The 18,134-nt window shown below is 43.6% G+C and carries 17 protein-coding genes; 11 read left to right on the top strand and 6 right to left on the bottom strand.

All coding sequences use genetic code 11. The features are described 5' to 3' along the window. Positions 1-65 precede the first annotated feature (65 nt). The 3 genes from FO440_RS04565 to FO440_RS04555 all read left to right on the top strand — a co-directional run bounded on the left by FO440_RS04565 (position 66) and on the right by FO440_RS04555 (position 3,489). Complete coding sequence (locus FO440_RS04565) at positions 66-2,294, top strand: transglycosylase domain-containing protein (RefSeq protein ID WP_246104172.1); 2,229 nt, start codon at positions 66-68, stop codon at positions 2,292-2,294. A 68-nt stretch (positions 2,295-2,362) separates the two neighbouring features. After that, the gene (locus FO440_RS04560) at positions 2,363-2,992 is read left to right on the top strand and encodes an NAD(P)H-dependent oxidoreductase (RefSeq protein WP_144247034.1); all 630 of its coding nucleotides are present in this window, start codon (positions 2,363-2,365) and stop codon (positions 2,990-2,992) included. Positions 2,993-3,123: 131 nt separating this feature from the next. Then, positions 3,124-3,489 (top strand): response regulator, encoded by a 366-nt coding sequence (locus tag FO440_RS04555; protein ID WP_186292566.1) that lies wholly within the window; start codon positions 3,124-3,126, stop codon positions 3,487-3,489. A gap of 4 nt (positions 3,490-3,493) precedes the next feature. On the opposite strand, the gene FO440_RS04550 is transcribed toward FO440_RS04555, so the two are convergent. Next, a complete protein-coding gene (locus FO440_RS04550; protein WP_144247032.1) occupies positions 3,494-4,204 on the bottom strand; it encodes a LytR/AlgR family response regulator transcription factor in 711 nt (236 codons plus the stop codon). Between the two features lie 118 nt (positions 4,205-4,322). On the opposite strand from FO440_RS04550, the gene FO440_RS04545 reads away from it, so the two are divergent. The 3 genes from FO440_RS04545 to FO440_RS04535 all read left to right on the top strand — a co-directional run bounded on the left by FO440_RS04545 (position 4,323) and on the right by FO440_RS04535 (position 9,303). Further along, positions 4,323-5,408 (top strand): sensor histidine kinase, encoded by a 1,086-nt coding sequence (locus FO440_RS04545; RefSeq protein WP_144247031.1) that lies wholly within the window; start codon positions 4,323-4,325, stop codon positions 5,406-5,408. 158 nt (positions 5,409-5,566) lie between these two features. After that, the gene (locus tag FO440_RS04540) at positions 5,567-6,358 is read left to right on the top strand and encodes a DOMON domain-containing protein (protein WP_144247030.1); all 792 of its coding nucleotides are present in this window, start codon (positions 5,567-5,569) and stop codon (positions 6,356-6,358) included. Between the two features lie 26 nt (positions 6,359-6,384). Continuing rightward, the gene (locus FO440_RS04535) at positions 6,385-9,303 is read left to right on the top strand and encodes a TonB-dependent receptor (protein WP_144247029.1); all 2,919 of its coding nucleotides are present in this window, start codon (positions 6,385-6,387) and stop codon (positions 9,301-9,303) included. 73 nt (positions 9,304-9,376) lie between these two features. Here the strand turns inward: FO440_RS04535 and FO440_RS04530 are convergent, their stop codons facing one another. Both FO440_RS04530 and FO440_RS04525 read right to left on the bottom strand, forming a co-directional pair. Beyond that, positions 9,377-10,027 carry a YceH family protein gene (locus tag FO440_RS04530; protein WP_144247028.1) on the bottom strand — a complete coding sequence of 217 codons (651 nt, stop codon included), beginning with the start codon at positions 10,025-10,027 and terminating at the stop codon, positions 9,377-9,379. A gap of 79 nt (positions 10,028-10,106) precedes the next feature. Further along, positions 10,107-10,559, bottom strand: coding sequence for a 3-oxoacyl-ACP synthase (locus FO440_RS04525; protein WP_144247027.1), 453 nt, complete (start codon positions 10,557-10,559; stop codon positions 10,107-10,109). A 268-nt stretch (positions 10,560-10,827) separates the two neighbouring features. On the opposite strand from FO440_RS04525, the gene FO440_RS04520 reads away from it, so the two are divergent. The 4 genes from FO440_RS04520 (at position 10,828) to FO440_RS04505 (ending at position 15,150) form a co-directional block, all read left to right on the top strand. Then, positions 10,828-11,043 (top strand): FeoA family protein, encoded by a 216-nt coding sequence (locus tag FO440_RS04520; RefSeq protein WP_144247026.1) that lies wholly within the window; start codon positions 10,828-10,830, stop codon positions 11,041-11,043. Positions 11,044-11,053: 10 nt separating this feature from the next. After that, entirely contained in the window at positions 11,054-13,168 is a 2,115-nt protein-coding gene (gene feoB / locus FO440_RS04515) for a ferrous iron transport protein B (protein ID WP_144247025.1), read from the top strand. 130 nt (positions 13,169-13,298) lie between these two features. Then, positions 13,299-13,910 (top strand): SprT-like domain-containing protein, encoded by a 612-nt coding sequence (locus FO440_RS04510; RefSeq protein WP_144247024.1) that lies wholly within the window; start codon positions 13,299-13,301, stop codon positions 13,908-13,910. Positions 13,911-14,028: 118 nt separating this feature from the next. Then, entirely contained in the window at positions 14,029-15,150 is a 1,122-nt protein-coding gene (locus FO440_RS04505; RefSeq protein WP_144247023.1) for an alpha/beta hydrolase, read from the top strand. Positions 15,151-15,158: 8 nt separating this feature from the next. Here FO440_RS04505 and FO440_RS04500 read toward each other — a convergent pair whose 3' ends face one another. Genes FO440_RS04500 through FO440_RS04490 form a run of 3 tightly spaced genes read right to left on the bottom strand, consistent with a single transcriptional unit; the run spans position 15,159 to position 17,421 of the window. Continuing rightward, a complete protein-coding gene (locus FO440_RS04500) occupies positions 15,159-15,938 on the bottom strand; it encodes a molybdopterin-dependent oxidoreductase (RefSeq protein ID WP_144247022.1) in 780 nt (259 codons plus the stop codon). Beyond that, on the bottom strand, positions 15,919-16,617 hold the full coding sequence (locus FO440_RS04495) for a cytochrome b/b6 domain-containing protein (protein ID WP_186292565.1): 699 nt from the start codon (positions 16,615-16,617) through the stop codon (positions 15,919-15,921). Before FO440_RS04495 ends, FO440_RS04500 begins: the two co-directional genes overlap by 20 nt. Positions 16,618-16,635: 18 nt before the next feature. Next, positions 16,636-17,421, bottom strand: coding sequence for a DUF1223 domain-containing protein (locus FO440_RS04490; RefSeq protein ID WP_144247021.1), 786 nt, complete (start codon positions 17,419-17,421; stop codon positions 16,636-16,638). Positions 17,422-17,570: 149 nt separating this feature from the next. Between FO440_RS04490 and FO440_RS04485 the strand changes: the two genes are divergently transcribed. Continuing rightward, positions 17,571-18,134, top strand: coding sequence for a sigma-70 family RNA polymerase sigma factor (locus tag FO440_RS04485; RefSeq protein ID WP_144247020.1), 564 nt, complete (start codon positions 17,571-17,573; stop codon positions 18,132-18,134).

Here is an 18,134-nt window from a genome sequence, read left to right as displayed (position 1 = left end):
TGCATTAAAGGCACAGAACATTTTACTGATAGTAACGTTTTGTATCCATACAAATTAGTTTAGTTTTGGATAAAAATTCTTTGATGCTTCGCCTTAATCCTAAATATCTCCGCGTAGCGGGTATTATAGTTGCTGTTTTACTGGTTATACTGCTTATAGGCGGATACATTGCATTTTCCAAACGCGAGGCTATTTTACAGCACGAAATTGCCAAAGCCAAAGCCCAGGCTAAAAAAAGCTATCACTTAGATTTGCAGATCGGCTCGGCACATTTTACCGGGTTAACTACAGTTACCTGTACCGACATTTCTATCGTTCCTGAAAACCGGGACAGCCTGCTTACCATCAAACATTTTGATATCAGCATAAAACTATGGCCGCTTTTGTTTGGCAATGTCAAGCTGGCTAATGTCGACCTGCTTAACGGCCACCTTAACCTTACGGACCAGAAAGGCGTTAAGAACTTTGATTTCCTGTTCAAAAAGAAAAAAGATTCGACAGACACGCATACCAAGGTCGACCTGAGCGAGCTGTCAAACAACCTGATCAAACAGGTGCTGTACAAAATACCCGATAACCTGGTGGTAAATAATTTCCTGGTATCGTTCACCAATGATAGTACCCAACTAAAGGTACTTACACAAACAGCTAAAATTGACAACGGCGACCTCACATCGACTATAAAAATAAATGATACACTGGCTACCTGGCATTTTGCCGGGACCATGCACCCCAGCGACAAGCAGATAGATATTAAGCTTTACGCGGATAAGGGTAAGGTGGAGATCCCATTCATTGGCAAGCGGTTTCATGCTACGGTCAACTTTGATAACCTGACCGTAAAGCTCAACAACGTTAAGCACAGCGATGGCGAAACCCGTATAGAAACCTATTGCAGCGCGCATAATTTACTGATCAACCAGCCGGGGCTGGCGGGCAACGACGTTGTGGTGCCGGATGGTTCAATAGCGGCCAACGTTTTTGTGGGCAAAAATTACGTGTCGTTAGATAGTTCTTCTGTTATCCATTTAAAAAAGATCAGCGCGCACCCTTTTATAAAATACACGCTTAACCCGGTAAAGATCTATGAACTTAAATTAAATACCGGCTGGCTAAACGCGCAGGATATTTTTGATTCTTTTCCTTCGGGCGTGTTTGAGTCGCTTGAAGGTATAAAATTGGCTGGTAAGCTTAATTACTCTTTAAACTTTTACCTGGACAAAAGTAATCCGGATAGCCTGAAATTTGATTCGCGGATGGATAAGGATGCCGCTTTCAGGATAGTAAGTTATGGCAAAACCGACCTGGGCCGCTTAAACAAACCATTTGTTTACACGCCTTATGAGAATGACAAGCCAATGAAACCGCATATCATAGGCCCTGAAAACCCGGAATATACTCCGCTGGAAGAAATGTCGCCATACCTGCGTAACGCGGTAATGACGGCCGAGGACCCTACGTTTTATAAGAACCACGGTTTTGTGGAAAAAGCCATCAGGCAATCCATTGTTACCGATATTAAAACCCATAAGTTTAAACGCGGCGGCAGTACCATTTCTATGCAGCTGGTTAAAAACTCGTTCCTGACCAGGAAAAAAACTTTGAGCCGTAAAATCGAGGAGATCCTGATCGTATGGATGCTGGAGAATAACAATATCATGACCAAGGATAGGATGCTGGAGGTTTACTTTAACATTATCGAGTGGGGTCCGGGCATATACGGTATCAGCGAAGCTTCACATTATTATTTCGACAAAGCACCGTCTGAATTAACTTTGGGCGAAAGTATCTTTTTGGCCAGTATTGTACCAAGGCCCAAGACTGGCCTATATGCCTTCCTGCCCGACGGCAGCCTGAGGCCTGGCATGGAGCGCTATTTTAACTCGCTCGGCCGGATGATGATGGGTAAAGGATTTGCCCAGGCAGACAGTAGTTCTTATGGCTTTTATACGGTGTCTTTAAAAGCGAGTTTACGGCGCAGGGTTGCGCCTGTTGACTCTGCTTCGGCTAACAGGATCCTTAACGCACCTACCGATGATGATGTTGATTCGGCTATGCCAATTATTGAGGAGCCTGAACCGGTTAAGAAACCAACATTCTTTCAGCGTTTATTCGGCAAAAAAGATACTACCGAACAAAAAACTGAGCAAAAACTAAAAGACGAGGAAGAAAGAAGAATAAATGCGATAGACCCGACAGGTAAGACAAACAAACAGATCAGGCAGGAAAAACGGGCTATTAAAGATGATATCAAGGCGAAAAAACAAGCGTTAAAGGACCAGGGATTGCTATAATTACCCCGCCGTGACGATTATGCGTGTTTAAACATTTAATTTTGTGGTGAAATTAAATATTAAACACAATGTCACTTCTTGATAAATTAAACTGGCGCTACGCCACCAAAAAATTCGACGAAAACAAAAAGATCAGCCCGGAGCAACTGTATGAATTGTTATCCGCTGTTCAGCTTGCGCCATCATCTGCTGGCTTACAGGCCTACAGGATCATCGTTGTTGAAAACCCTGAAGTAAAGCAAAAATTACGCGAAGCCGCACGCGGCCAGCAACAATTAACCACAGCATCGCATGTTATTGTATTTGCTGCCGAAACAAACCTGGATAGCGAATATGTGAAAAACTATATTGACCGGATTGCCGCAACCCGTGGTGTCGACCGTGCTAATTTGGAGGCTTTCGAAAAAAATATTACACACAACATTAACTTAATGACCGAGGATGTTAAAATTGTTTGGAACCATAAACAATCATACATTGCCCTTGGTGTGTTATTAAGCGCCGCTGCCGATCTGGGTATAGATGCCTGCCCGATGGAAGGCTTTGAAGCCGGCAGTTTTGATGAAATATTAGGATTAAAGGCTTTAGGTTTGACTACATCTGTAATTGCGCCTATTGGTTTCCGTGCAGAAGATGACCATTTGAGCAAGGCAGCCAAAGTACGCAGGCCAAAAGAAGAACTGTTTATACACGTATAATATTTTAAAAGTAGATTTAAGTTTGAAAGCGATAGGGAGTAAATGCCTTATCGCTTTTTTGTTACGTAATATTTTTGACCGATTGTTAAAGCGGCATGGCTATTGTAATACAATATGTAAAATGTAACGTCATGACTAAGAAGATATTAATTGTTGATGATAACGAGTTTATGGTTGAGGTAATGAGCCATATATTACTCAATAAAGGATATGACGTTATTGCTTTGTACGAAGGCAATGCCGTTATAGATCATATCAGAACCGATCATCCGGACCTGGTGATATTGGATATGCAATTGCCGGATGCCGACGGCAGGGATATTTGCAAAGAGATAAAACTAAACCGGGAAACTAAAAACCTGCCGGTAATTTTATGCACGGGTAATGAAGACTTTAGATTAAGCATAAAACGCCAGGAATCGCCGGACGATGTATTGCATAAACCATTTGATGTAGATTCATTGGTAAATATGGTGGCGGTACAATTAGCCGCGTGACACCTTAGGTCAATCTGCCCGTCATACGGGTAATGGTGTCTTTATAACTATCGCTAAAGGGAACCTCTGCATTAGCTACTTTTATTCTCCCCTTACGGATGGAGTTTACATGCTCCAGGTTAACAATGAAAGATTTATGGATCCTGAAGAACTCATCAGCCGGCAACTGGCTTTCTAAAGACTTAATAGTTACTCTTGATACGATCGCCTTGGGCGAACTTGCCAGGTAAATTTTTACGTAATCTTTTAAGCCCTCAATGTAAGTAATATCATCGTGGTTTATTTTGATCAGGTTGTAGTCGGCATATAAAAATACATACTTCCGTTTTTTGTCTGTATCAAACTCTGGATGGCGCTGGGCCTGCTCAAAAATTGCCATCGCTTTATTGCATGCCTTCAAAAACCGTTCAACAGCCACCGGCTTAAGCAGGTAATCAACCACATCCAACTCAAAACCATCCAGCGCAAACTCCTCATAAGCCGTAACAAAAATGATCATGGGTTTTTGAGTAAGGCTTTTCACAAATTGCAGCCCGCTGATACCCGGCATCTGTATATCGCAAAATACCAGGTCGACCTGTTGTTGCTGCAATACTTGTATGGCCTGCGCTGCCGATTGGCAGCTTGCCACCAATTTAAGGCTATCTACCATGCGGATATTATCCTCAAGAAGTTCGAGGGCAAGGGGTTCGTCGTCTATTATTATACAGTTCATAAAGTGGCTATACAATATTACTAAGTTATTGTCATAAAGTAACTCGCATTCGTCGCAACAATGCGGGTGTTTGTCTCATTGATGTTACAATGTGCTTATTTCTGTCTTTATTTGTACAATGAAAAAGCTGATAGATAACCGTTGGTTTCTTTTTGCCATGCCACTGGTGATCTGGTTCATGCTTTTGGTATTGCCTTTTTTACCCAGCGCCTACAACAATATCCCCGAAGAGATCCATCACCGGTTTCTGATCAATGTGATCATCTCTAACTCCCTGCTGCTTTGCCTTTTTTACATCCATACCTACCTGTTATACCCGCTTATCAACCATAAAAAGTGGCTTTGGTACATCTTACTTTTATTGGCAACGTTAGGATTATATTGGCTTTGCTGGAAATTTGTCAGGTTCGAGCCACATCACGGCGGTCAGTTTCAAAACCATATCCCGGGCAGGGAACCTTTTAGAAATCGCCCGCGCTGGCGTGGCTATGAATTTGGCACTGTTGGTTTTATCCCGGTGTTGTCTCCGCTGGTAGCTATTTTATGCAGTATTTGTTACCGGGTTATCCTGGACAACCGCATACGGCAGCAGCTTTTAAAAGAGCGCGAAAATGTCCATCTGCAATCAGAACTGACTTTTTTACGCTCGCAGATCAGCCCGCATTTTATGTTTAACGTGCTGAATAACCTGGTATCGCTGGCCCGTAAAAAGTCTGACGACCTGGAACCTGCCTTAATGAACCTGTCGCAACTGATGCGCTATATGCTTTATGAAAGCGATGATCACCGGGTGCCACTTAGCAAAGAAATAGTTTACCTGAAGAGCTATATCAACCTGCAGATGCTCCGCTACGGCAGCAATGTTACCGTAAACCTAGATATTGATGGCAACACAGACTTTAATGCCATTGAACCCATGTTGCTGATCCCATTTGTTGAAAATGCTTTTAAACACGGCATAGGGATGATCGATAAACCTGTTATTGATATCGCCATAACGATAGATGAAAAAACCCACGCGTTAATTTTCCGGGTAAGAAACCAGGTAAGCCCGCTTGACGCTTCAAAGGACAGCAGCTCGGGCATAGGCATAAGCAATGTAAAACGTCGGCTGGTTATCTTGTACCCCAATAAACACGAGCTTGATATCACAAATGATAACAATACATTCACCATCAGCCTGGTTATCAACCTGTCTAACTAAGCTTTAATTAAGCAGTTAAACCCAATTCTGTGGTCGCTGCAATGCGTAAATTTGTCGCTACAAATACGCTACTGGTATACTTTATTTCTTACTTTACATACCAATTATTAACCTTGTCTGTGCCATACTAAGGGCCGCAGCTATTTTAGCTACTTAAAATGAAAAGACTTATCCTTTTACCGGGTTTACTTTTGCTTGCGGGTACTGCTTTGTTGGCGCAGGTATCGCCCCCTAAAAAATTAGGGACAGTACAGCTTATCAACATGCGTGCACCATCGCCTATAAAAATTGACGGCAAGTTAAACGAGTGGAACGGCAATTTCCAGGCCTACAATAAAAACACACGGATCTTTTATATCATATCCAATGATGATAAAAACCTTTACCTCGCTGTAAAGTCGACCGACTTTACCACTACCGCCAAGATCATTGCGGGCGGTGTGACATTAGCTTTAAACAAACAGGATAAGAAGAGCGAGAAGGATGCTTATAGTTTCACTTTCCCGGTAATTGAGAACCCGCAAAGATTAAGCGGTGGTTTTGGCAACCGTATTGAACAAAGAAACGCCGGTGCCGATTCTGAAATGATGAAAGCCGTACATGAACGGACCATAAATGCAGCCAAAGTAATTAAGGTACTGGGAGTAAAGGGCATTACAGATACACTGATCTCTATATACAACGAACATGGGATAAAAGCCGCCATAAATTTTGACAATGACGGTATCACTTACGAGTTGAAAGTTCCCCTGCCATTGCTCGATATTTCTGTTGACGACGCTAAAGAGATGGCTTATAACATAAAGCTAAATGGCCTGCAGCTAAACAACCCCGGCGGAGGGCCACCCGGTGGTGGTGGCGGAGGAGGCGGTGGCCGCAACGCGCTGGATTTCCAGGACCTGGTAAGTCCCTGCGATTTTTGGGCCAAATACACCCTGGCCAAACAATAACGACATCTACCTATGACTTACATACTATGAAAAACTTGTTTACGCTAATTGTTTTGATCCTGCTTTCGGCACAACTGTTTGCCCAAAGAGGCGACCGCGAAGGGGGCGGGCAGGGCCAAATGAACCGTCAGCAGCAAACAAAGGTGCCGCTGCCACCGCCACTTCCGTCAAGGGATGTGAGCGGCATTGTAAAAGACGAAAGCGGGCAAACTGTTATAGGTGCGTTGGTGACCTTGAAATCAAAGTCAGACACCATGAGCGTGTCGACAAATGCCGATGGGGTCTTTATTTTAAAAGGCGTTAAGCAAAATACATTTAACATCACGGTTAAAAGTTTGGGATCAAAGTTATTTGTGCAGAAATACGCATTTAGCGACACCAAGAAAAACGTTGTACTTGATCCTATTGTACTTAAAACAGAATCAAACCAGCTGGCTACTGTAAATATTAACGGTACGCCAAGTGTAACCTACAAAGAAGATACGGTCGAATATCGCGCCAGCGATTACAAGGTTCGCGAAAACGCCACCCTTGACGAATTACTTAAAAAGATGGAAGGGATGGAAGTAGGCACCGATGGTTCTTTAACCCACCAGGGGCAACAGGTAGTGAAGGCTAAATTGAACGGCAAGGAATACGCCGGCGGCAGTGTGGCGCAGGCTATTCAAAACCTGCCCGCGGATATTATTGAAAAGGTACAGATCGTTGATGATTACGGCGACCAGGCTGCAAGGACGGGCATAAAAGACGGCGATCCGCAGAAGGTGCTGAACGTTACAACTAAAGCCGATCGCTCTGTCGGTACAACCGGTCGTTTAACCACGCAATACGGCAGCGACGACCGGTACAACGCGCAACTATTTATACAACGCATTAACGCCAACCAGCAACTGGGTATAATTGGCGGTTTACGCAATACCGTTAACGGGGTAGCATCAACAGGGATACAAGGCGGCGCTACAAACGATGGCGGCGGGGGTACTGGTGTCGGGGCCAATGCCAGGGGAGGCAGCGGCAGTGGGGGCAGCCCGGGTACAACACGTTCGGGGTCGCCATCATTTAACTATCGCGACCAGTGGAGCAAAAACGTGCAGGTTGTGGGCAGTTATGCTTATAACTTTAGCGACAACAATGCCATAAATGATAGTTACGGCCAACGTTATACCAGCCATGGTACCAGTGATTTTAAAAGTAACAGCACATCAGAAAACGACAGTAAATCACATACGTTTCACTATGAACTGGATTTTAACCTTGATAGCGCCAATTATTTACAGGTAAACCCATCTTTTACTTACAGCAGCGCTACAAGCTTTAATAATATTTATAGCGACAATATTAACAATTACGACACCGGTTTTGAGCATGTGGTTAACAAGGGAACGAATTCCAATCTAAATACCAGCAGTAGCTATGGCATGACCGCTTTTTACCTGCATTTGTTTAAAAAACCCAAAAGAAACTTTTCTATACAATTAGGGGTTACCCGTACCACTGCAAAAGCAAACGGTGAACAAAACACCCATTTTTTAAACTACCCAGATTCGACACAAAACGGAACACCGGTAGATTCACTGGCACATGTACTTAATAACAGAACAAATACTACAACCAACTACCAGGCAACAGTAACCTATGTTGAGCCGCTAAGTAAGTTTTCGTTATTGGAATTTAGCGGAAATCTGAGCCAGCGGAATAACAGTTCGGTGTCTTTGCAGGATACTGTTTCGGCTAATGGTACGGTTTACCCGGTTGCCAGTTACAGCAGTATTTATAACTATGATGTAACAGATACCCGGGCTACTGTTGATTACAGGTATGCCGGCACAAAAGTTAACGTTTCTATTGGCGCCGCGGCGGTGCCTTTCTGGCTGGACGGGACCAAGCTTAACGCCGCGGTTGGTGAGAATGCATCAACATCTCGGTATGACTTTAGAATAATACCCGCCTTTAGGTTTGCCTATTCATGGTCGCGCACAGAACGTTTTACTTTGAACTATACCGGCCGTAACCAGGAGCCAAGTTTTACACAAATACAACCCTTTACAGACAGGTCGAACCCAACCAACATTGTTATAGGTAACCCCAATTTAAAGCCATCATTCACAAACACCCTAACCGCGCAATACAATAATTACTTTGCTAATTCTAAATTTAATCTTTCGTTTGGTATAACCGCAAGCGAGATCGATAACTCAATAGCGCAGAACACCATACAAACCGCTATCCCTATTCATATCGACTCTTTAAACTCGCATAATAACAGCTACAAAAACATTTACACCACTAAATATGAAAATATAAACGGGGCAAAATCGATAGTAGGAAGATATTCCATCTCAAAACAATCAAACGAGCGTACGGTAAACCTTGCTTTAAACGGTAACGTAAGTTATACCTATACACCGGCCAAGAGTAATGACCAGCTGTATCACCAAACAACCTGGCGTTTTGACGAACGTTTTGGCCCACGCATAAATCCTAATGATAACATCGAGATCAATCCATTTATTGGCTATGATATTTCGAGATCATTTACTACACTGTTAAATGCGCAGTCAAATCAGCTGCAAACAACCTCTTTAGGCATTAGCGGACGTATGTATTTCTTAAAAACATGGCAAATAAATTATGATGCTACCAAGAAATATATCACCGGGATAAGCGGCGGTAACACAACACCGCTCATTTTAAACGCCGGGTTTGAAAAAGAGTTCCTGGCTAAAAGAAACCTGGTGCTAACCTTTAATGTTTATGACATCTTACACCAAAACAATTATATCCAGCAAACTGTCACATCTACCGGGGTTACAAACACCTTGTCAAACACACTAAGCCGTTACTTTATGGTAGGGCTGCGTATTAACCTGCAAAAATGGAGCGGTACGCCGCAACGCAATGGCCGCAATATGCAGCGCCGCGGCGATGGTAGCTTTATATATTAACAACAATTATAATTAGGGGAAGGCGGTGGGCGAAAGCCCATCGCTTTTTTTATGCCGATTTTTACCCTGCTGATTAAGATAGTTCCTGCATCAATTTATCAAACGCTTCCTTAAGCTCGGCCAGTTCCTGCTCAACTTTTGACAGACGCGCTTCAAGTCCACTGTCTGATCTGCCGGTGGGTTGGTCATCAAAATCATCATCACTTATTTCAGGTACGCCTGATAACAAGTGGGCATAACGGGCTTCTTTTTGTCCGGGGCGCTTAGGTAGCTGCACAATGTAAGGCATATCGCCGCCGGCCAGTTTATCCAGCATCTCCTGTACTTCTTCTATCGATTCAAACTCATATAACCTGCCTGCGTTTGTGTTGATTTCGCCTGGGGTTTGAGGGCCGCGAAGCATCAGCAGGCACATAATTGCCAGTTCAGACGGGATAAGCGGGAACACGATAGCAAAGTTATGTTTATATTTAACCGAGCGGATAGACCCACCTGTCGCCGTAGAAGTTAAACCCCGCCTTTTTAGCGTATTCAATGCCTCTATTACCGTGTTATCATCATACTGCACCACCGGCTTACGCGATGTTTTTTGATTACAGGCCGCAGTAAGCCCGTTAAGCGTCATAGGGTAATAATCGGGTGTAGCTCTGCTTTTTTCAATTAATGCGCCTAAAACACGTAATTCTACAGCATCCAGTACGGGCAGGGTTTGCGGAGTATCCATCGTAAAAAAATGATTGGTTTGTTTGGTAGCTAAAGAAACAAGATTAATATCAAATACCAAACATTATCTGCCGATAAACTTATAAAATGCTTATTATTTTATAATCCTTGCCGTTTAAAGCAAACTGATCATTGGCTTTAAGCCCTTTCAACTTTAACCCGATTGGCGATGCCGGCGATATCGCAACATAAGATTCGCCATCGGCAACTAAAGCACCCGCGCTTATGGCCAGGTAAAAATTGCCGTTGTTGGTAACTACAACGCTGCCATTTTCTATCTGCTTAGACGAAAGATTTGTGGTAATAGCATTTAAAGCGACCTTTAATTTATTGGCCTCATTAAGCTGGGCCATATTTCGGTCGGTTTCCTGTTGCATCATGGCGCGGCCTGTTTCATATTTATCGCCGGCGCTGCTTTTGGTGTCCTCTTTTGATGCCTGTTGCGCTTCATCAATTCCCTGTTGTGCGGCATCCATGCGTTTTTGCACATAATCAAGGCATTGCCGGAATAAAACTTCTTTTAATTTGCTCACGGTGTAAATGTAAAATTTATAGGGCAAATAAAAGCCCCCTTACACTCGCTGTTTGGGGGCTTTCAACCTAAACCTTATCACATTGTAAGCGTGAGCTTACAGATAATATACAAAGAACGTAATTTTTTAACAAAGAGTTGTCTATACATGCAATTTTTTTTTCGCATGGGTGTAAATTTTACAATAAGTCAGCACTTTACATTAATTTATTATGCTTATTTGGATTTAATTTAAATAAGCCATACATTTGTTAGGTTAACGTTTTTATATGAGGCTTTCGCAACTTGAAGTAGGAGAAAAAGGTATTGTAAAAGAATTCACAGATCTTGAAATGTCCGTTAAATTAATGGAGATGGGTTGTTTACCCGGCGAAGAGATCAGAGTTGACCGCATTGCCCCCCTTGGCGACCCCATTGCCATAAACGTATCAGGATACCAGTTGAGCCTGCGCAAACGCGAAGCTTCAACTATTATATTGCAGTAGTACTAAGTAATTGAAAGCTGATATAAGAGTTGCGCTTGTTGGAAATCCAAACACCGGTAAATCCACACTCTTTAATGTATTAACCGGGCTAAATCAAAAAATAGGAAATTTTCCGGGGGTTACTGTTGATAAAAAAGTTGGCTATGCCAAACTTCCGGATGGCCGTACCGCAGAAATAGTTGACCTGCCGGGCACTTACAGCCTTTACCCTAAAAGTCAGGACGAATCCATCGTTTTTTCTGTACTGGCCGACAGGCATAACCCATTAACGCCCGACCTGGTTGTTGTTATCCTGGATGCCACAAATCTAAAAAGAAACTTACTGCTATATAGCCAGGTTGCCGATCTGAAGATCCCCGTGATCATAGCGCTTAACATGATGGACCTGGCCAAAAAGTCAGGGATAGCTATTGATGTCGACCGGTTTTCAAAGAGCCTGGGTGTTCCGGTAGTGCCTATCGCCGCTCGTAAATTAGATGGGATAGATCAGCTCAAAACCGCCATTTCATACGCTAATAAGTTTGCTTTACAGGAAGATAGTATCGATGTAAGATCTATCGCCCCGCAACTGATAGCAAGCATCAGCGATGAGCTAAGTATTGAAAACCCTTACTTTGCCTTACAGCTTGCACATCAGCATGAAACCTTAAAGTTTTTATCGGCCGAACAGTCTGACAGGATAGAAGAACTTGAAAAGGAACATTCTTTTCACTCGCAAAAAGCGCAGGGCAGCGAAACCATTGCCCGGTACAGCTTTATTAACGAGTTGTTATATGATACGGTTAAGGTGCCGGTTACAGCCCATGATGAAACATTAAGCAATAAGATAGACAAGATCCTTACCCATAAGGTTTTTGGCTTTATTATATTTTTCGCCGTCTTGCTGTTCATGTTCCAGGCCATATTTTCATGGGCCTCCTACCCGATGGACCGCATAGCCGACGCTTTTGTGTGGATACAAAACACACTGAACCACGTATTACCGCCCGGGCCGTTGGTTAGCCTGTTGGTTGATGGTGTAATTGCCGGCTTAAGTGGTGTGATGGTGTTTATACCGCAGATAGCTATTTTATTTGCTTTTATATCCATATTGGAAGATACCGGCTACATGTCGCGCGTTACTTTTATGATGGATAAATTGATGCGCAAAGTCGGGTTAAACGGAAAATCTGTAGTACCGCTGATCGGTGGTTTTGCGTGCGCGGTACCTTCGATCATGAGTACCCGCACCATTGAGAGCTGGAAAGATCGCATGATCACCATTATGGTTACGCCATTGGTAACCTGCTCTGCCCGCCTACCTATTTATACCTTATTGATAGCTTTGGTTGTACCCAATAAAAATATCTGGTGGTTCTTTAACCTGCAGGGTTTGGCGTTAACGGGCATGTATGTGTTCAGCTTAATATCGGCAGTAGTAGTGGCCTGGGTATTCAAGTTTATTTTAAAGAGCCGCGAGCGTGGTTATTTTATCATGGAGCTGCCGGTGTACCGTATGCCGAGGTGGAACAACGTGGCCTTTTCTATGTATGACCGTTCCAAATCATTTGTTTTACAGGCGGGTAAGGTGATCATAGCGGTGTCCATCGTATTATGGGTACTAGCATCATACGCGCCGGGCGACCGATTTGAAAAAATTGAAGCTAAATACAAACAGCCGCAATATACACAAGGTGTTAGCGCGGACCAGGTGAATAAAGATATCGCTTCAGAAAAGCTGGAAAACTCTTACGCCGGGGTACTGGGTCATGTTATTGAGCCGGTTATTCGCCCCTTAGGGTTCGACTGGAAGATCGGGATAGCGTTGATCACATCATTTGCCGCGCGCGAGGTGTTTGTGGGCACCATGGCCACCATATACAGCGTAAACGGCGATGCGGATAATATGCAATCGGTACAGGAAAAAATGCGCGATGCCAAAAATACACAAACCGGGCAGCCGGTGTTTTCATTGGCTGTAGCTTTTTCTTTAATGATGTTTTATGCCTTTGCTATGCAATGCGCAAGTACCGTAGCTGTAGTTTACCGCGAAACCAAAAGCTGGCGCTGGCCGGCCATACAATTTGCCTATATGACGGTATTGGCTTATGTGGCCAGCTTTGTGGCGTATAATTTATTGAGGTAAAAGGTTAAAGCTGAAAGCTAAAAGGCATTGTCGCAAATTTTAGATATATCGCTTCAACTATTCACAAACCTTTCGCCTTTAACCTTTGACCTTTTCCCTTAAAGAGCTATCTTTGATACAGAGGTAAGCATTGGACAAAGTAAAAGTTTTAGAAAAGTATCTTCCGCCCGAGGCCGCCCCGTTGATAGGCCGGTGGATAGATTACTTTAAATGTGAGTTTAAGATTTCACGCAATCGCGGCAGCAAGTTTGGCGATTACCGGGCCCCGCACCAGGGCAAAGGGCACCGCATCTCTGTTAATTTCGATTTAAACCCCTACGCGTTTTTGGTAACTACCGTACATGAGTTTGCGCACCTGCATACCTGGAACGAGCATAAGCATAAAGCCAAACCGCATGGTACCGAATGGAAAAACAATTTCAAAAAAATGATGCAGCCTTTTTTTGAAAAGGACGTTTTTCCGCCTGATGTTAAGCATGCCATAGTAAGCTATTTGAACAACCCGGCGGCATCCAGCTGTTCTGATTTGACCTTGTACCGCTCGCTGCGCAAGTATGACGCGCCAAAAGAGGATATCCACACGGTAGAGAAATTACCCATTAACGCGGTATTTAAATTGAAAGACGGACGGGTTTTCAGAAAGGAAGAAAAGCTGCGCAAGCGCTACAAATGCACCGAACTAAAAACCAAACGTGTTTATCTGTTTAGCCCCGTTGCCGAAGTTGAACTGGTAGAAGGATAACCGGTTGTTGCTAACAATGGTATAATATTCATCAAATCACTTGGATTTGGTTAAAAACACGTATAATTATAAATTTAAATGGCTGTAAAGCCGCACTTTATTAATAACACAGGTATATATGACCAGGTTCTTATTGATCATTCTCTTTTTTGTAGTATCGCTGTTATCTGTGTTTAAGGCCCCGGCTTATTATTTTTGGCTGCTGGCAATTCTGGTTACAGAGTATCCCTTAATTTTTGCGGGGATTACCGCGGCGCTGACCATATCAGGTATTTGGGTAAAAAAATATCAATTGGCAGGCACTATAGCAGGGATTGTAACCATCATTGTTTTTTTATCACCGGTAATTAAGGCTTACCTTATTGGGTATGATCTTAAAAACGACCTGAACAAAGCATTTTATACGAATACAAATGACAACCAGCCACCGTTCAGTTTTTCAAAATTGTTTGCCGGTAATATGGTTGTGGACAATAAATCGTTAACGTATATCACTTATGCCGACACGGCTTTAACCCTTGATTATTACCCATCGCAAATTGCAGGAAAAAAGCCATGTGTGGTTGTGATCCATGGCGGATCGTGGAGCGGTGGCAACAGCAAACAACTGCCCGAGTTAAACAGCTATCTTGCCGGCAAAGGCTATAACGTGGCGTCCATCAATTATCGCCTGGCGCCAAAGCATTTGGACCCTGCGCCACGCGAGGATGTTCAGAACGCCATAAAGTATCTTACCGCACATGCCGCCGAATTACAAATAGACACCAACAACTTTGTTTTGCTGGGCCGCTCGGCAGGGGCGCAGATTGCGCTGCTTTCTGCTTATACCCTGTGCAATAAAAACATTAAAGGTGTAATTGATTTTTACGGCCCTGCCGATATGGTTTGGGGGTATTCAGTCCCGGCAAACCCATTGGTTTTGAATTCACGTGCCGTGATGGAAGCTTATCTTGGGGGCACGTATACAAAAGTGCCGCAAAACTATGAGCAAAGCTCACCCATTCGGTTTGTCGACCAGTCTTCTGTGCCGACATTGATCATCCACGGTGAAAACGATGTGCTGGTGGCTTATGAGCACAGCGATAAATTGAACAATAAACTGAATGATGCAGGTGTTGCGCACTATTGGCTCAAACTTACATGGGCAACACATGGTTTCGATTATAACTTAAACGGACCGGGCGGACAGTTATCAACTTATGCTGTGACGCATTTTTTGTCGGCGGTAACGAAGCCGTAACCTTTCAATTACAACCCCAAAAAATAATCATACCCTTTCTCGGCCCAGTAATCGCGGGGGCGTTGGTTGCTGAAGCTGATGGAGCCTATCCGTTTTAAATTTTTAACGCCATACTTAACCGGGATGATCAGCCTTAGCGGCGCGCCGTGGTTTAAAGGCACCGGCTTTTCATTCATTTCATAAGCCAGCAGGGTTTGCGGGTGCAGGGCGCTATCCATATCCAGGCCGACGTAGTATAGTTTATCAGGGGTTTCCATGCCTACGTAGTCCATTTTGGTTTCGGAGTCAAGATTAAAGTGTTTTACAAAATCAACAAAAGACAGGCCACCCCAGTATTGGATCTGGTCCCAGCCCTCAACGCATTTAAAGTCATAAACGATCTCGGTCTTCGGCAGCGCCTTGATGTCCTCAATACCGATCAATAACTTCTCTCCGTTACCTTTGGTTACCTGAAGTTTCCAGGCTGCAAGATCTATCGGGCTTTCAACGCCTACATCGCTATTTTGACGTACATTTTTGGCCGCCATTGATTTTGGATAGGTCCTTACCAAATGTTTCTCGCTGTATAAAAGGCGGCGTACCGCAATCTCGGTTTTATTTAGTGCCCGGCGCAATGGTACACGGGTGCCCCCGGTAATTGCCGTTACCTCTTCGGGCGAGTTATAGAGCCATTTCCACCCAAACACGCCGCCAATCGCGGCCGCGCCAAATACTCCAAACGAAATAAATGTGCGCCGGTTAATTTTTTGCTCGGTAGTGAGGGGCTTTTTAGCTTGCTTCTTCGTCATGTCCTTTTTCAATAATGGGCTTTGGTTTGTTATTAACAACCTCAAACCCGGTGATCACCGAACTGAAATTTTTCCATCCCGCCAGGAAAACCTGTACCACATGGATCACAAAAAAGAAAACATAACCCAGTGTCAGCACAAAATGCAATATCCGCGCGAAATGATAGCCGCCGCACAGCCTGGTTAAATAATAACATTGCACCGGTTTGTAAATAGCCAACCCCGTAATTACCGAGCCTATGCCCATTACGATTATCGCGGTGTAAGCTATCCGCTGCGCGGCATTATATTTTTTTTGCGGAGGAGCCATCTTGCGGATATGCAGGTCATGCAGTAAAACCAGCCAGGCTTCTTTAAATGACTTTCGTTGCGGGACCAGTTCACGCCACTCGCCCGAGATCAGGGTATAGGCAACATAAAATACCCCGTTAAGAATAAAAAACCACATGAACAAAAAGTGGAAAGCCATGCCCTCCTGCAACCGGTGGGTAATGTTAAAGAATTTGTAAAACCACTCGGGGAAAAACACAAAATAAGTGTGGCCAAAGAGTTTGATCTTATATTCATCATCGCCCCAATAGATCAGCATCCCACTCCAGATCATGATGCTCAGCATCGGGAAATTAACCCAATGACACCACCGCATGGCTAAGGAATGCTTTTCTTTGATCTCTTTCATTGGTCAAAAATATTATGATTAACTGGCTGATGGGAAATCTTGTTTGGCGGCCCCGGTAATTTCGCCGGTCTGCGTGTTTTGTATCAAAGCAATGACTTCCCAATTTTGACTGTTAAAATCTTTAGGTAAAGCTATGCTTTCTGTTCCGGTCTTTTTATCATTTAAAGCACTGCTTTGAAACTGGCGGATGATCTGTACATGCGATAAATTGCGACCGCTGTTTTCGCCGGCTTTTACACTGGTCCTGGCGGCTTTTTCTACCAATGCCAGCAGCAGTACGCTGTTTGCTGCATTGCCGTCTGTTTGGTAATGTATAGTTGCTTTATTAGGGCCGGCCTTTAAATCGCTCAATGTTATTTGGGCCGATGATGGTTTTTGTAACCCTGATTTAATGGCGTTACGTAAAGTACCTTCTTCAGATCCAACAAATTCTTTTTTGCCGTTCACTACAATTTGCGGCGTATAAACCTGCGAAAGGTGCAGGTATTGCGCGTAAGCGTTTTGCCTTGCCGAATATGCCGCGTTGCTAAACCCGTCTTTCCATCCCAAACGGTTCCAGTAATCTACATGAAAAGCCAGGATATACACGGGCTGGTCTTTATATTCCTTTTGGATCTTTGCCACCAGCTCATCGGCTGGCGGGCAGCTTGAACATCCTTCGGACGTGAACAGTTCGATAACGGCAAAGCCTTTTCCGGCAACAGTGTTGTTATGTTTAGTTGGTTTAGCATTGATAAAAGCTGATGTCGAAAAAGAAATTACTGCTATAAACAGCGACAGTATAAATATTTTGATCGTTCTCATTTTACAAAACGTTTAATAAGTTATATACGCAATTGGTCGTGGCTTAGGGCTTTTCCTTACAATAAATTTAATAATTTTATTTGATCTGACATTTTTTGTAAGGTTTCGCGCGTATGTGCGACTAAGATTATTTAAATGATATCAAATAAATGTTAGCCACCTCATTATTAAACCCGCATAAATGGGTTGACAATCATGCCGATTACCTTTATGCTTACGCGATAAGCCGGATAAGCGACGACGAGCAGGCGCGCGACCTGGTGCAGGAGGTTTTTTTGGCGGCCTTAGAGAAAGCCGACAAATTTGAGGGCAAAAGCAGCGAGCGAACGTGGCTCACCGCAATATTAAAAAATAAGATCATCGATATTTATCGTAAACGCTCATCAGGATTAAACAATGCTGTTAAGGTTGCCGAAAAAGAGCAGGAGGACTTCTTTTATGAAGACGGGCACTGGCGCGAAGAGCATTGGCCAAAAGAATTAGGCTTTGAAGATACCGATCCGCTTCATAACAAAGAATTTAACCAGGTACTACAGCGGTGCATGAAAAAACTGCCGAAACTATGGCTGGCTGTTTTTACAATGAAACACATGGAAGATGAGCCGACTGAAAATATCTGTACCGAGCTGAAAGTTTCGTCAGCCAATTTTTGGGTGATCATTCATCGTACTAAACTTAACCTGAGGGCTTGCCTTCAAAAAAACTGGATTTAA

This window comes from Mucilaginibacter corticis (assembly GCF_007558865.1).
Classification (GTDB): Bacteria; Bacteroidota; Bacteroidia; order Sphingobacteriales; family Sphingobacteriaceae; genus Mucilaginibacter; species Mucilaginibacter corticis.
This window is presented reverse-complemented; position numbering and strand designations above follow the sequence as displayed.